This window comes from Rhodopirellula sp. UH5, from assembly GCF_056839225.1.
In genome coordinates this window covers 2,033,584-2,048,209 of record NZ_CM166390.1, presented here as the reverse complement: position 1 = coordinate 2,048,209, position 14,626 = coordinate 2,033,584, and the positions used below count along the sequence as shown (strand labels likewise).

Genomic DNA, 14,626 nt, shown 5'->3' with positions numbered 1-14,626 from the left:
CCGATGAAACGATCGATCTCACGCCAATCCATCCACCTGAGTTGGACCTTCGGGTTGGCGGTCGTGTTCCTCGGTTTCTCTGCTTGCAGGAAGTCCACGCCGGTCGAGGAGGTTTCGATCAGCGACAGCGGAGTGGCTTTGCAAATTCGCGAGACGCCCGCGGTTGATTTGCCTTGGCCGCAGTGGCGTGGCCCAACGATGGACGGGCGAGCCGATGACGCGGCGCCGCCCACAACTTGGGATGAGTCGACCAACATCGCTTGGCAAGCCAACGTTCCCGGCCGCGGTCACAGCAGCCCGATCGTCGTCGGCGACCAAGTTGTTCTGGGGACGGCGGACGACGCGAAGCAACAACAGATGCTGGTTTCGTTTGACTTGGAAACGGGGGAGGAAAAGTGGCGACGTGTGATCCATGAAGGCAACTTCCCGTCCGCGAGAGAAGTTCACAACAAAGCCACCAACGCCAACGGCACGCCCGCCTCGGACGGCGAACTCATCGTCACCGCGTTCCTGAATCAAGAACGCATCTTCGTCACAGCGGTCGACCTGAACGGCGAAGTGGTTTGGCAGACCGATGTGGGGGCCTTTGGATCGAAGTTCGGCTACGCTCCCTCCCCCGTGTTGTATCAATCCTTTGTGATCATCGCCGCGGACAACTTTGGTGGCGGTTACCTGGTGGCGTTGGATCTGGAATCGGGCGAGATCGCTTGGCGCCGGTCTCGAGGGGACGCCAGCAGCTATTCCAGTCCGATGATTGCCAACGTTGGCGGGATGGATCAGTTGTTGATCACTGGAGGCGACCGAGTTGCCAGCTACGACCCGGCGACCGGCGAGCCTCGCTGGGAAACGCCCGGGATCGCCGAAGCCACCTGCGGCACGATCGTGACGGCGGGCGATCGGATCTTTGCATCGGGCGGTTACCCCGACAAACAAACGGCGTGCTTTTCTGCGGAGGGCGAAGAGATTTGGTCGGACCGCACGGCTCTTTATGAACCTTCGGTGGTGACCAACGGCACCAGTCTGTTCGGAGTCACCGACAATGGAGTCGCGATGTGTTGGTCCAACGACGATGGAAGTGTTCAGTGGAAGGAACGCTTGGGCGGCAATTTCAGTGGATCGCCGGTGTTGGCGGGGGGCAATGTGTATGTGTCGGACCTGTCAGGCAACCACTATGTTTTCGCCGCCACGGGGGACGACTACCAACTGATTTCAAAGAATCGTCTCGGATCGGATTGTTACGCCAGCCCCGCGGTCTTGGCGGATTCGTTGCTGCTGCGAATTGGCTTCGGTGAAGGTGGCTCGCGAAAAGAACGCTTGGTTAAAATCACGGAAGGTCTTTGAGTTTCGAAGCAGGGAGGGGGCAGCAATCTCAGGTCCCTCGCTCACGCGTCGGGTTGTGATTTTGTTGTAGGTTGGCCACTCTTGGCCGACATCCACCACTCTGACGGCCAAGAGTGGCCATCCTACCTTGCTTTGCACGCTGATTTTTGAGTCAAGTTCATGAACACGATCTCTCGCCTGCGATGGGCTCTGCCTGTGTTTCTGTTTGCCATCGTGTTGTCACCCGCCTGCTTTGCGGAAACGCCAAGCAAGCAACATCCAAACGTCTTGTTCATTTACTTGGACGACTACGGTTGGCGTGACGCCAGCTTCATGGGATCCGATTTCTACGAAACGCCGAACTTGGATGCGTTGGCGGAGCAAAGCATGGTGTTCACGAATGCTTATTCGTGTGCCGCGAACTGTGCCCCGGCACGGGCCAGTTTATTGTCAGGTCAATATTCGCCGCGTCACGAGATCTACAACGTCGGAACCGAGCGTCGGGGCCACCCGAAGCACGGAACGTTGCAGCACATTCCTGGCACGGACGTGCTCTCAACGGACATTCAAACGTGGGCTCATCAAGTTCATGAGGCTGAGTATCGAACCGGCATCATTGGCAAGTGGCATCTGAGTGACGACCCGCTGCCCTATGGCTTTGACGTCAATGTCGCCGGCACGCACAGCGGCAGTCCACCCAAGGGATACTTCCCGCCGCATCCCAAGGCGCCGGGATTGCAAGACGCAACCGATGAAGAGTACCTGACGGATCGACTCACGGACGAAGCCATCCGGTTCATCGAAGACAATCAGAAACGTTCTTGGTTCTTGTACCTGTCTCACTTTGCCGTTCACACGCCTTTGCAAGCCAAGCCGGATCTCGTCGCCAAGTACAAGGCGAAGCAGCCCGGCACGTTGCACGATCACGCGGTGATGGCGGCCATGATCGAGAGCGTCGATGAGGGAGTCGGGCGGTTGGTCGACACGCTGCGGGAACTTGGGTTGGAAGAGAGCACTGCGATCGTCTTCACCAGTGACAACGGTGGTTTCGGACCTGCGACCTCGATGAAACCGCTGCGTGGTTACAAGGGAACCTACTACGAAGGTGGAATTCGCGAACCGTTCTTCGTGACTTGGCCGGGCGTCGTGGAGCCAGGAACGAAGTGCGACGTTCCGATCATCGCTGCCGATTTGTACCCCACCTTTGTTGAGATGACGGGAGCCAAACGTCCGGCGGACCAGCCACTCGATGGCCTGAGTTTGATGCCGTTGTTGAAGCAAGACGGAAGCCTCGCTGAACGCGATCTGTTTTGGCATTTCCCTGCGTACCTGCAAAGCTACGCAGTCACCGACGGTCAACGAGACCTGCTGTACCGAAGCCGCCCGTGCGGGATCATTCGAGACGGTCGTTGGAAGCTTCATGAGTACTTCGAGGACGGTGGGTTGGAGTTGTACGATCTGGTGGCGGACCCAGGTGAGTCCAACAACTTGGCAACCACCAATCCGATCAAGACCCAAGCACTGCATAGCAAACTGGTGGCGTGGCGAAAGCAAATGGGGGCTCCTGTGCCGACAGAGCCCAACCCGAATCACGATCCGGCCAGCGAAGCGAAGGCGATGGAGAAAGCGGAACGCAAGGCAGCCAAGCGTTAAGCAGGTGTCATCGGGTATGTGAGCCGTTGGCGTTAGCCACGGTTTTCACGCGCAACCGGGCTAACGCCCAAACGGCTCACATGGTTGTGCCCGATCATTCCAGCCGACCTGCTTAGCGGTCCAGGCGAACGCCTCCACGGCTCATGTGATTCTGTCCGATCGATCGGCAATTTTTTTCGATGGTGGTCGCGAAAGCGATCTCGACATTCCAACTCATGGTTCTTCCTTGCCCTCCAAACGATTTCGCGTTCCCGGCCTCGTTGCCGAAGCGCACCAGCGTGTTTGGACGGGTGTGCTTGATGACCGCTGTTTGGTTGGTCGCTTGGTTGCAATTCCTGCCACCGGCGTTTCCTCCTGTTTCCGTTGCCAAATCGGATTCGCTTTCCGCCGCCGTCTCGACGCTTGAGAATGTCTCGGTCGAACGTCCCATTGCGGTGGACTCGGAGCGCAGCGCCGCTTCGCTTGCTCAGGCGTTCAAGGACGCCCGCGAATGGTCGGGGTCCTTGGACTCAAGCGTGCCGGATCGTTGCGGACAAGCAGCTCGTTTGCTGTTTGCCTGTGCGCTGGAATCGCGAGCGTGGGCAAGCGTTGGGACAGGGGATTCTCTCGTGAACTTGCATGTGAGATTGCAGATCTAAGACGCCTTCGGGTTGGTCTTCTATCTGATTTTCTTTTGCAATGTTCTTCCTGAGAGTTTTGTCGATGTCTGTACGCACATCCCATTCTGCTTCTTCCATCCCTGCCTTTTCGCCACCGTCTTCCCCGCCAAATCGAACGCCTGAATTGCCGGCGGCACTGCGGTCCGTTTCCAATCTTTTGTCCCAGCGTGACTATGAAGGTGTGGTCCGTCGCTTGCATTCCGCAGGAAGAACGCCCGCGATTCGAAACACGTTGGGCGTCTGCCTTCTGCGATCAGGGCGGAAGGAAGAAGCCTTGTCGGTTTTTCGGCAATTCGTCCTGTCTTCCGACGGCGTGCTGGAGCGGTCGGAAGTTTCCAGTGCTTGCAAACGCAACTTCGCGACCGCGTTGCTTGTCAACGGGTTGGTGGGTGGCGCGTTGGATGCGCTCAACCAGTCTGGCGAACCGGATCATCCACGTGCGATTGAGTTGCGAACCTGTCTTCGAGACTGGGAACGCTCGCTATCGTGGTGGCGATGGCTGGATTGGAAAATCAATCGCATCGTGGCCAAGGACTGCCAAGTTCCAATGAATTTCGAGCCCGGTGAGTTCGAGTTCGAAGTGTCTTTGAGCGACGATGCACGTGCGGTCGCAGAAGGGCGTTCTAGCTTCTAGCTTCTAGCTTCTAGCTTCTAGCTTCTAGCTTCTAGCTTCTAGCTTCTAGCTTCTAGCTTCTAGCTTCTAGCTGATAGCTTCTAGCTGATAGCTGATAGCTGATAGCTGATAGCTGATAGCTGATAGCTGATAGCTGATAGCTGAGAAGCAGGTCGGCAGGAGTGATCAAGCACAACCATGAGAGCCGTTTGGGCGTTCGCCCCGGTTGTGCGTGAAAACCGTGGCTAACGCCAGCGGCTCACATACCCGATGACACCTGCTTAGCTGCTTAGCTGCTTAGCTGATGGCTGATGGCTGATGGCTGGTTGCTGATGGCTGGTTGCTGGTTGCTGGTTGCTGGTTGCTGGTTGCTGGTTGCTGGTTGCTGGTTGCTGGTTGCTGGTTGCTGGTTGCTAGTTGCTAGTCGCTAGTCGCTAGTCGCTAGTCGCTAGTCGCTAGTCGCAAAAAAAATGCCGGGCCGCTTGAGGGCGGTCCGGCATTGGGATCGGTTCCGTCGCCCGACTGATCGGGCCATCAGGCAATCGATCACATGTCGATTTCGTATCCCTTGCGGCTTTCACGCGAGAGGAACGAGTTGGCTTCGTCGTCGCCGACGATTTCACGCTTGGTTGGGTCCCAGTTCAATTCACGACCGAGGCGGATGGAGATGTTGGCCAAGTGACAGGTTTCGAGCATTCGGTTGTGGGTCCAAACGTCGGAGATCGGTTGTTTCCGAGTTCGCATGGCTTGCACGAAGTTGTCTGTGTGATTGGCTGCAACGGGGCCGCCGTAAACTTGTTCAATGGCGCCTTCAGGAAGCGGGTTGGATTCCAGGTCTTCGACGGGCTTGCCAACGATCTTGCCACGGTTGACGAAGAAGCGGCCCTTGGTGCCTTCGAACAGGATCCCGTTGTCTCCTTCGCTGGTGACGACCATGGGAATGTCGCCAGGCATGTTGGCGAGGATCTCAAACTTGGTCGGCGAATTGTACTGGTCGCTGACCGTCGGGTAGCCATCCTTGTATTCGACCGGCAGTGAGTAGCTGACGGGGGTAATCTTGTTGGGGCCGGATTGATCGGCGCCCAACGCCCAGGTGGCGATGTCGACGTGGTGAGCTCCCCAGTCGTTCATCTGGCCACCGGAATACTCGTACCAGTTCCGCCAAGCGTAGTGGCAATTGGTGTAGAGCGGCACGCCGCCGCCGTATCCCTTTCGCATTTGTGGCAGGGCGCGGTAGGGGACCTTGGGAGTGGGGCCGAGCCACATGTCCCAGTCGAGGCCCTTGGGGACTTCGATGGCAGGAATCTCTGGTGAGCCGGTTGCCCCGCCGATGCCGCAGGTGACTTTTTGGATCTCGCCGATCCGGCCGTCGCGGATCATGGCGATGGCTTGAAGGAAGCGTTTTCCGTTTTCTGTCCGCTGCATCGTTCCGACTTGGAAGACACGTCCGGTTTGCTTGACGATCTTTTCGATCAACTTGCCTTCGTCGATGGTCAGCGTCAGCGGTTTTTCGCAGTACACGTCTTTGCCTGCGAGCATCGCTTCGACGGAGATCTTGGTGTGCCAGTGATCGGGGGCGGCGATCATGACCGCGTCGATGTCTTTTCGTTCGAGGACCTTGCGGTAGTCGGCGTAGCCCTCGGGAGCCTTGCCCTGTTGTTCTTTGGCCTTGGCAACGTTGTCACCCAAGACGTTTGCATCCACGTCCGCCATGGCGGCGAAGTCAGCGTACTTGAACGACTTGTTGGTGATCGTCCAGCCTTGGTTGCGAAGGCCGATGGTCGCGAACACGGGGCGTTCGTTGGGCGACTCTTGCGCGTTCCCGAGGCTGCTCGTGCCCGCAAAGTAGCCCGCTGCGGTGGCAGCGCCAGTGGTTTGCAGGAAGTGACGCCGATTGAGTTTTTGACGGGCTGACATTGGAAACCTCGTGGGAAAGTGCGACAAAATCGTCGAAGGGGGAACTGAAAAAGTTAGTCGGAAAGGACTTCGATTGGGGGCGAAAACGTTATTTGCCCAAATCTTTGAAACGTTCGTACGTTTGATTCAGTGGGTGAGCTTCTTTTTGACCGTCAATCATGCTGGCGGTCCATTCGGACAATCGTCTGCCCAAACGGCGGCAAGCTTCTTGGACTCGTTCTTCGTCGGGGCCGCCGGCGGAGATCGCGCCATAGTGGGCAGAAAACTTGATTCCGGTGTAGTCAGTCAAACCGAACACAAGGAATCCGTAGTTGATCAGAATGGACATCAGTGCCATGCAGGTCCATTCTTGACCCCCTCCCCAGGCACCGGCTGATGTAAACACGCAGCCGATCTTTCCATCGCGTTTGCCCCAGTTTTCGATCGGTTGCTCGTCCCACCAACGTTTCATTTGCCAGCTGACCGAGCCGTAGTTCGTTGGTGAGCCCAGCGCAAGGCCGTCGCACCAATCCAGGTCCGTGTGGTCGGCGTCGTCAATGTTCCTGAGCCGGACATCGGCTTCATCCAGTTGCCGAGCGCCCTCTGCGACCAGCTCCGCCATCCGCTGCGTATTTTGAGTGTTCGAATGATAGAGAATCAGGACTTTGGGCATTGGCGATTGCAAACAAGGTTTTGACTGGTGAGAGCGACCAGCCTTGAGAGAGGTCAGTCACCCTTGCATCATCGAGCAATTTGGGCGGTGATCTCGATCTCGCTCGCAGCGAGGTCTGGTTTCGCGTTGCAGCAGTCTAACGCAAGGTGATTTCGCCTAGTAGTCCTGGCGTTGCTGCCTGGGCAGGCGTTGAAACGCATGGGATTGGGGCGAGTCGGGACCCTGGGCCGGTCCGGTTCGCCGGTGAGAGCGGTCGCCCCGGACAATGGTGCCCGTCTCACCTGCCATCAGGAATCGCGTCTCAGCGGCCGAGAGATCTGTCCCGGTCGCTGAGTGAAGTCTTTGATGTGGGCCGTGCTGCCGCCCATCCAGTTTAGCGAGCAAGCTCAGCGACTCGGTGCTGCCACCGGTTGGTTGGGCACATGGAGCATGATGGTCGTGGCGTAGCTGGTGAAGTCGAACTCCTCGGTCTTCTCGTCCATCGCGTTGTGGTGGGCTGCGATCAAGTGGCGTGTCGCCTTCTTGGGAACGAAGGTGGCCATGCCAGACGCATCGGTCGTGAACTCATGGTTGGGGTCCATTTCACCCTGCAGGGTTTCTCCTTCGGGGATGAAACTGACGATGGCGTCTTGGAGTGGTTTGCCGTGATGCAAGACGGTGACCGTGATCGCTTGGCCCACGCGAACTTCGCTGAGCGGGCAAGTGTCGAGAACCATTTCGAATGGCAGTCCGACCGCCGTTTCATGTGCATGACCGCCGACCTTGGGTGCGTCCAATGAATCGCTGGCAAGCACATAGCTTTTCGCGGTTCGGATGCTGCGGATCGATTTGCCATGGTTCATGACTCGATCGAGCGTTTGAACGAACTGATGCACGCCGGGTTGTTTCAGTGTGATGGGCGTCGTCCAGTAGCCTTGCTTCTCGGCCGACGCGGAGGTGATGAGGTTGGGCTTCAAATCAGAACGTGTCCCATCCGGTCGAATTTGATCCAGCGAAGTCCAGTCCAGTGTCAGTAAACCCGCCAGTTTGAAATCACGATGTTGATTGCCGTGGTTCCCAAGACGCAGGTCGACATGCACGACCTCGCCGGTTCGAACAATCGGTGAGTTGGTTTGGATCCACGTGTCGTGGGCGGACGCCAGTGCGGGAAGAAAGAGAGCCAATGCGAAGGTCAGGTTTCGATAAGTTGTGTTCATGAATTGGTTGCAAGGGGAAAGAGGATGTTGGGTTGTCGAAAGGACGGTTTCAATGACTTGAAGAGGAAGTTGAAAGCAGCGTCTGGGGAGATTCGTATCGCGCCGTGAGCCAGGCGGGACCGATCTCGCGAAGCGTTGCCGTGAAGGTCTGGTCGTTCGCGAATCGGTGCCAGATTTGCTTCGCCAGTTCGTCGTGCAGCGCGTCCGGTGACTCCGCAAAGGTTTGCGTCGTGACCAGGAAGCTCAGCGGTGAATCGAACAGCCTCGATTGCAGATTCAGCTTGCGAAGCGATGGGGCGTTCGGATCTGCCACCTTGCGTGCTTCAAATTCAGAGGCAAAGTGGCTGGTTCCACGGATGGGAGCTTGAATCTCGAATTCGTTGTCGAAGCACAAACACGCCACCAGCGGCCGGGTGGCTTTGGCAATTCGCTCGCGATGTGATTCGCTGACCGGATCGTCGCCGGCTTCCCACTCCGCATGTTGGGCGGCAAAGTTGGCTTTGGTCAGCAGGTTGTAAGCTTCGATTTGATGTTCCATCACCATCAAGGCGGTGATGTCACTGGTCGCGACCAAGTACTGCTGCTGGTCCACTCTTGGCGGAAGCGAAGGTTGGTTTTCGCCACCAGCATTTTCGATGATCTCGGGACGGCGTTTTCCTTCGAGGATGAATCCGCCCAGGTGGTGTTGGTCACCATGAGTGCCAGTGACGTACCATCCACCCCAGCGTTCTGCGAGTGGGCTGCGTTGGTTGGTCAGGTGGCTGCCGGCGCGGATCACCGGAACGCCCTTCGCATTGGGGTACACCGAGCGAACTTGGAAACCAGGAATGCCTCCGGTTCGCGAACCACCGTGGCAACTCAAGCATCGATTGGCTTGCCGTTGCAATCTTGGTGGCTGATCGAAGGCAAGTTCCATGGTGTAAAACACGGTTCCTAAATCGGGGTCTGCCGCCGCGATTTCAATCTCGCCGCCTTGGACATAGCCGACGAAGATCTCGTCATTGAAATAGATCGCCCGAGGTGTCTCCGGCGAAATATGTGGTTTCTGCAGACTGGTCTTTGAAAACACGAGCGTTTGCGATGAGACAGGAACGTTCAGTTGTTCCAGCAAGGATCGCAACCGAGACAGTTCGTCCTCGCCTGAGAGTTCTCGTTGGCCCGATTCCAAGTCGGCTTTCAGTTTGGCGACGCCATTGCGAGTCGCTTTTGAATCGCTGTACTGAATCGGCGCCGCTTCCCAGTTGACCGCTTGGGCTGGCAACGAAGTGCCGAATGGAAGCAGGACCCAAACCATGCACGCACGGAAACAGCTCATGGCGAGGCCTCCTCGTTGGTCGGGGATTCTTCGCCCGTTGCGATGCAGTGCAGTTCGCTGCCGGTGCGAATCAGGATCGCGTCGTGAGTGAACGCAACTCCGTATTGAACCGGGTCGGCGAATTGGTTTTCACCACGCTGGCGTGCGGCCTCAATCGCATCGTCGCTCATCGGTTTCCGGGCCTCGGAATCTTTCGGCTTTGGTTCGCCTTCGGCATTCTCGGTGGATGCTGCTTCAGCGCTGGTGGATTCGGTTGGCCGAGAGCCGCCATCTTGCCCCGAGCCAGGTCGGCCGCCTTTCCCCGATCGCGGACCCGCGAATTGTCCCGAGCTCGTCGCGGGGATGGAATCGATGTCCCACAACTCATTTTCCGCGAGGACGTTGAATTCAGGTCCGGCGGCGATCACCGTCGTCTCACCGCCTTTCCCGAACAGGTAGATGCGATCGCCGATTCCAACGGGAGTCACCCAACATTGCTCGCCGGCTCGTTTGCGATAAACCAGATCGCCTGATTCCAAGTCGAAGCAGTACAGAACCCCAGCGGTGGTGATCCAGTACGCCAGTCCTTGGTGTGCGATGGGCGAAGCGAAGGTGGTTGTCGCCTTCGTTGTTTTCCAAGCGACCTCGGGTTGGAACTGAGAACCATCGCCATCAATCCGCAGGCAAAGATTGGATTCGCGAGCTTCGACCGCGCGAGCGTCTTGCATTCCGTTGGATGCACCGACCAACACCATGTTTTCGAGCATGGCGGGTGGCGTGTTGGAAGTGTTCGCGCCGATGTCTTCGAATGTCCAGAGTTGTTCGCCGGTTTCGGGGGAGTACCCGTCAACGGACCCGTCGCTGCTGCAAACGATTTGTGCTTTGCCACCGATTTGGAGAATGGTTGGGGAGGCGTAGCTTTTGCGACTGAAGCGTTCGGTCTTCCAAGCGGTTTCGCCAGTGGCTTTGTTGACCGCCATCAAATACGAGTCTCCCTCGTGATCAATCAAAACAAACGCGTTGGGGCCGTGTTGTGCCAGAGAGCTTGCCAACCCGATGTCGGATTGGAAGACGCCGGTTTCGTCGGCCAAGGATCGTTCCCAGAGAGGCTCGCCGGAGTGGCGATCGATCCCAACCAAGTTGCCTGTTTCGAAGAAAGCGACCACGTGGTTCTGGTCGACGACCGGGGTGGGTGCCGACCGACTTTGGAAGTAGTTGGATCGCACTGGTGTGGCAGACTCGATTTCGCGAGTCCACTTCACTTGCCCATCGGCCAGTGCAATCGCCATCACCACGCACGTTTCTTTCATGTCACCTTGGATGCTGGTGACATAGGCGGTGTCGCCCCAAACCACGGGGCTGGATTGACCTTTGCCGACGATGGATTGTTTCCAACGAACGTTTTCCCCGGGCGACCAGTTCAACGGAAGCTTCTCAGCCTCCAATGATTCGCTGCTTCCCTGACCCAAAAACGCGGGCCAGACGGCTTGTGCCGAGGCGGATGTCAGTGGAGTGCAGAGCGGTGTGCACAGTGCCCAAGCCAATGTCGCCATTGCGATCGTCTGATTGAGAGACCGCTTGGGACAGTTTGTGTATGGTTGCAATTTCATCTCAAAATGCCTCCAAGACTTCGCGGCCGTTGCGGGTGCCGAGGGCACGCCACGTTTCCAGGTCCACACTTTCGGTGACGAAGCCAACGCTGCCGTCGCAACGAGCGACGTGGACACCTCCGGGGTGGTTGCTCCGTGTTCCAAAAACGCCCCAGCCACAACTGCCCATGTCGGGGATCAGGCTTTGTGGTGGGTGATAGTGCGAGTAGCCGGTCCAATACTCTCGGCCGTTGATCCAACCCGCGCCACGATGGCCAGCCCATCCGCGGTGCAGTCCGCTGCCACGAACGTAGGCTTCCATTTCGTTGGGATCTTGCGGAAGAAAGAATCCTGCAAACCCTGGTGTGGTGGGTGGCATCGAACGGCTGATGAAGGCACAGGTCACATTCATCATCACTCGCTTTCGCAGGTGCGGTTCAGTGGGTTCCGCCGGATCTTGTTCTGACATGCCGAGCAAGTGCTCCGCGAAAGCCGCGGTGTTGCTCAGGCCGTCCGTGATCGCTTCAAAGCCGACCTTGGAATTGATCCAAAGGATTCCATCGGTGGTGGTGCGAGAGTCATACAGCGTTCCGACGCCCGTGCCAAAATTCATGCCGTAGTTGGTGGCGGAGTAAGCCTGGGTTGGACCACTCCCAGATAGCGTGGTGACATAGTAGGTCCGATCATGGTCTTCGCTGGGACAGGTCAGCGTCGGCATCACGGTTTTCGCGGCGATGTCGTGTGGGGTGACAAGTTGGCCTGGGCAGCAACCCACATGCAGCGGTTGGTCAAAGTGAATCAGGTCCAGCATGTTGCCCTGTTCATAGAAGGGAGCCATCTGGGCGAAGACTGAAAAGTTGCCGGATGTTCCGGACCCGGTCGTGTAGTTGGACGGGAGCTTCCGGTGCGTGCTTTCATAGTTGTGCATGGCCAGCGTGATCTGCTTCAGATTGTTGCTGCACTGCATGCGTCGAGCGGCCTCGCGAGCAGCTTGGACCGCGGGAAGCAGCAGTCCAACCAGGACGCCGATGATCGCGATCACAACCAGCAGTTCCACCAAGGTGAAACCGCGTTGCGGAGAATTGTGTCGATAGATGTTCATGGGAGGTGAATGGTTTGGTGTTGAGAGAAACGTTGTTGGGTGTTTGGATCGGTGTCGGCATGCAGGTTCAGCCCGCAGAGTGCGCGCACCTTCTCCGGGGAAGCGAACCGAGCTGTTTTGAGCTCAGGTCGTTCGAGAGTTGAGTGGCGGTTAAAAGCCGATTCGAATCGGTGCAATCCGACGTTGGGTCACTGATCCTCGGCAGTGCGAGGACGCTCCCGCGTCAGCGACGAAGACCACACTGGTGTGAGGAGCGAGCCTTCAACCACCAACGCGGCAGCGGTGATTTCTGCGTCCGCACCTTCACTCCATGAGCGACGATGCCGTGAGCGCAGCAATGAACCGGATTGCAATGCGTGAAGAAGTCACCCGCTCACGAATCTTCCTTGCGGAATTCAGGAGCGAGCGAGACCGCAGGCTAGGGAACCGGCGGCTCGGGGCAGAGGCTCATTGCGTCCGCGTGATCGTCTTGAAGACTCAAGCGAAATAGCAACGGCGGGGGAGAGACGTTCCACTGAAACGCTTGGAAGTCAACGATGACGCTGGAGAACAGGCTCCAAACCATCTCGATGCCATGGCATTTGGCGGCGTCTTGCAGGCGAACCCAGCGGACGGGTTTGTCATCGCTGGCATCGTCACAACAGGAAGCCTTGCCAGTCTTTGCCTGCGAGCAAGTGGACGCATCCGCGGATTGGCCCGTCGCGGTCTGGCACGTCAAGGAACGCTGACGCATCATCGCGGCGAATCCGGGGGGCGGCCCAGGAGAATCGGGGCCACAGCAGCTTCCCGTAACGCAGGTCGACGGTGCTTGCGGGGAAGTTCGGTCTGCGATCTCGCCGAGCGTCAGGTCAACGCGAGCGACCAGGAAAGCTGGCGGGGTGACGTTGTTTTCGGCGGCCCATTGCAGTTTTTCTAAATCGCTGTGACAGCAGCACTTGTCCCAGCAGTAGTCGGCGGAGGAACAGCCGCACGGGCAGGATTCGCAAGGGAATCGGCCAACCTTTTCGGGCTGAGGAGCGGTGAGGGGCAGTCCGATCATGCCACACCCCAGCACCAACAGCAGCGTCAGGCTGACGCCGCGTCGTAGCAGGGAAGATCGAAACGGTCGAAAGAAAAACAAAACGGGCTCAATGCCTGACTGCGCGCCAAATCTGGCTCGCTCCTCACGCTGAGAATGGTAAACAAGCCCAGCCTTGAGGACAATCACCAACGTCCAGAATCCAAGGCGGCGACCTGCCGCATGGACGTACACGAAGACGTCGCGCCACGCATGATTTTGCGACGATCGAGATGGTTGATTCACGACGGCCCCGTCCGGGGCGGCATGGTGATTTCGGTTTTTGGTCTGGTTGTCTGGTTGTCTGGTTGTCTGGTTGTCTGGTTGTCGGTTGTCGGTTGTCGGTTGTCGGTTGTCGGTTGTCGGTTGTCGGTTGTCGGTTGTCGGTCCTCGGGGCTTCCACCCCGAGCTAACGACGACGGCCCCTCCGGGGCGATTTCGTGCATGGCTCCGGAGGAGTCCGCGTTGGTAGATCGGGGTGTGAACCCCGAGAACATTGCCGGCCACCATGAACATCGCCCCGGATGGGGCCGACGTTGGTTGACCAAGCCCGGTTCATTCGAACACGTAACGTGGATCGAACTCGATGCCATGTTTGCGCAATATCGCCAAGAACTCCTCTTGGAAGGTCAACTTCTTGTGATGTTCCTTTTGGTTTGCGATGTAGGCCATGACGGAATCCACAGACGATTCGCTGACGGAGAACGCTCCGTATTTCGTCTGCCACTGGAACATTTTCAGTTTCGGGAAATGCTCGTGCACCCAAACGCTTGAGTTGGATTTCAGATCACGCACGCAATCAGCAATTGTTTGTGTCGGATGCATGCCGACCAACAAATGGATGTGATCTGCGATCCCGCCGGCCGCCAGAAGGACATGTTTTCGCTTGCGAAGAATGCCACCGATGTAAGCGTAAAGGTCTTCCTGGAACTCGTCGGCAATCAATGGTTTTCGATCCTTGGTGCTCCAGATCAGATGGACACGCAAATTGGTGTACGCCATGGTTAGTCACCTCAGATGAATGTTGGAAAGAACATTCAAGTGTAGCGATACGCCGGCCCCGTCCGGGGCGTTGGATGTTGGGTTTGGTTCACGTTTCACGTTCCTCGTTTCTCGGGGCTTCCACCCCGAGCTAACGACGACGGCCCCTCCGGGGCGGATTCGTGGATGACTCCGGAGGAGTCCGCGTTGGTAGCTCGGGGCAGAAGCCCCGAGAATCGTTGATGGCCACCATGAACATCGCCCCGGATGGGGCCGACGTTGATGCGATGAGGGGCACGATCGGGCCACGAATTTCGAACGAAAACCCACATCGTTCGCCGGCCCCGTCCGGGGCGTTGGATGTTGGGTTTGGTTCACGTTTCACGTTCCTCGGTCCTCGGGGCTTCCACCCCGAGCTAACGACGGCGGCCCCTCCGGGGCGATTTCGTGCATGACTCCGGAGGAGTCCTCGTTGGTAGCTCGGGGCGGAAGCCCCGAGAACGTTGATGGCCACCATGAACATCGCCCCGGATGGGGCCGACGTTGGTTTGCATGATGCAACGCCCTCATTCGGGACGTTTGAATTTCATGTT

Annotated in this window: 12 protein-coding genes; 4 read left to right on the top strand and 8 right to left on the bottom strand. The window is 57.8% G+C overall.

Features of this window, described 5'->3' with window-relative positions:
- Nucleotides 1-3 precede the first annotated feature (3 nt).
- The 4 genes from UH5x_RS07510 to UH5x_RS07495 all read left to right on the top strand — a co-directional run bounded on the left by UH5x_RS07510 (nt 4) and on the right by UH5x_RS07495 (nt 4,266).
- Complete coding sequence (locus UH5x_RS07510) at nt 4-1,341, top strand: outer membrane protein assembly factor BamB family protein (RefSeq protein ID WP_482635270.1); 1,338 nt, start codon at nt 4-6, stop codon at nt 1,339-1,341.
- A 159-nt stretch (nt 1,342-1,500) separates the two neighbouring features.
- Complete coding sequence (locus UH5x_RS07505; RefSeq protein WP_482635269.1) at nt 1,501-2,973, top strand: sulfatase; 1,473 nt, start codon at nt 1,501-1,503, stop codon at nt 2,971-2,973.
- A 299-nt stretch (nt 2,974-3,272) separates the two neighbouring features.
- Nucleotides 3,273-3,611 carry a hypothetical protein gene (locus tag UH5x_RS07500; RefSeq protein WP_236696009.1) on the top strand — a complete coding sequence of 113 codons (339 nt, stop codon included), beginning with the start codon at nt 3,273-3,275 and terminating at the stop codon, nt 3,609-3,611.
- A 64-nt stretch (nt 3,612-3,675) separates the two neighbouring features.
- Nucleotides 3,676-4,266: a tetratricopeptide repeat protein gene (locus UH5x_RS07495; RefSeq protein ID WP_236696010.1), complete on the top strand. Its 591-nt coding sequence runs from the start codon at nt 3,676-3,678 to the stop codon at nt 4,264-4,266.
- A 525-nt stretch (nt 4,267-4,791) separates the two neighbouring features.
- On the opposite strand, the gene UH5x_RS07490 is transcribed toward UH5x_RS07495, so the two are convergent.
- The 8 genes from UH5x_RS07490 to tnpA form a co-directional block, all read right to left on the bottom strand.
- A complete protein-coding gene (locus UH5x_RS07490) occupies nt 4,792-6,162 on the bottom strand; it encodes a Gfo/Idh/MocA family oxidoreductase (protein WP_482635268.1) in 1,371 nt (456 codons plus the stop codon).
- 88 nt (nt 6,163-6,250) lie between these two features.
- Complete coding sequence (locus UH5x_RS07485) at nt 6,251-6,814, bottom strand: flavodoxin family protein (RefSeq protein ID WP_047812945.1); 564 nt, start codon at nt 6,812-6,814, stop codon at nt 6,251-6,253.
- Nucleotides 6,815-7,200: 386 nt separating this feature from the next.
- Nucleotides 7,201-8,010: a DUF4198 domain-containing protein gene (locus UH5x_RS07480; RefSeq protein WP_482635267.1), complete on the bottom strand. Its 810-nt coding sequence runs from the start codon at nt 8,008-8,010 to the stop codon at nt 7,201-7,203.
- A 49-nt stretch (nt 8,011-8,059) separates the two neighbouring features.
- Nucleotides 8,060-9,325, bottom strand: coding sequence for a hypothetical protein (locus tag UH5x_RS07475; protein ID WP_482635266.1), 1,266 nt, complete (start codon nt 9,323-9,325; stop codon nt 8,060-8,062).
- On the bottom strand, nt 9,322-10,914 hold the full coding sequence (locus tag UH5x_RS07470) for a PQQ-binding-like beta-propeller repeat protein (RefSeq protein WP_482635265.1): 1,593 nt from the start codon (nt 10,912-10,914) through the stop codon (nt 9,322-9,324). Before UH5x_RS07470 ends, UH5x_RS07475 begins: the two co-directional genes overlap by 4 nt.
- A gap of 1 nt (nt 10,915) precedes the next feature.
- Nucleotides 10,916-11,995: a DUF1559 family PulG-like putative transporter gene (locus tag UH5x_RS07465; RefSeq protein WP_482635264.1), complete on the bottom strand. Its 1,080-nt coding sequence runs from the start codon at nt 11,993-11,995 to the stop codon at nt 10,916-10,918.
- A gap of 418 nt (nt 11,996-12,413) precedes the next feature.
- A complete protein-coding gene (locus tag UH5x_RS07460; RefSeq protein ID WP_482635263.1) occupies nt 12,414-13,115 on the bottom strand; it encodes a hypothetical protein in 702 nt (233 codons plus the stop codon).
- Nucleotides 13,116-13,607: 492 nt separating this feature from the next.
- Complete coding sequence (tnpA, locus tag UH5x_RS07455; protein ID WP_482635262.1) at nt 13,608-14,054, bottom strand: IS200/IS605 family transposase; 447 nt, start codon at nt 14,052-14,054, stop codon at nt 13,608-13,610.
- Between the last annotated feature and the right edge of the window lie 572 nt (nt 14,055-14,626).

Bases quoted from the DNA above. Each gene is read 5' to 3' on its own strand.
- UH5x_RS07465 (WP_482635264.1), bottom strand. From the start codon at position 11,995: ATGAACATCTATCGACACAATTCTCCGCAACGCGGTTTCACCTTGGTG.
- UH5x_RS07470 (WP_482635265.1), bottom strand. From the start codon at position 10,914: ATGAAATTGCAACCATACACAAACTGTCCCAAGCGGTCTCTCAATCAG.
- UH5x_RS07510 (WP_482635270.1), top strand. From the start codon at position 4: ATGAAACGATCGATCTCACGCCAATCCATCCACCTGAGTTGGACCTTC.
- UH5x_RS07490 (WP_482635268.1), bottom strand. From the start codon at position 6,162: ATGTCAGCCCGTCAAAAACTCAATCGGCGTCACTTCCTGCAAACCACT.
- UH5x_RS07480 (WP_482635267.1), bottom strand. From the start codon at position 8,010: ATGAACACAACTTATCGAAACCTGACCTTCGCATTGGCTCTCTTTCTT.
- UH5x_RS07505 (WP_482635269.1), top strand. From the start codon at position 1,501: ATGAACACGATCTCTCGCCTGCGATGGGCTCTGCCTGTGTTTCTGTTT.
- tnpA (WP_482635262.1), bottom strand. From the start codon at position 14,054: ATGGCGTACACCAATTTGCGTGTCCATCTGATCTGGAGCACCAAGGAT.
- UH5x_RS07475 (WP_482635266.1), bottom strand. From the start codon at position 9,325: ATGAGCTGTTTCCGTGCGTGCATGGTTTGGGTCCTGCTTCCATTCGGC.
- UH5x_RS07485 (WP_047812945.1), bottom strand. From the start codon at position 6,814: ATGCCCAAAGTCCTGATTCTCTATCATTCGAACACTCAAAATACGCAG.
- UH5x_RS07500 (WP_236696009.1), top strand. From the start codon at position 3,273: ATGACCGCTGTTTGGTTGGTCGCTTGGTTGCAATTCCTGCCACCGGCG.
- UH5x_RS07495 (WP_236696010.1), top strand. From the start codon at position 3,676: ATGTCTGTACGCACATCCCATTCTGCTTCTTCCATCCCTGCCTTTTCG.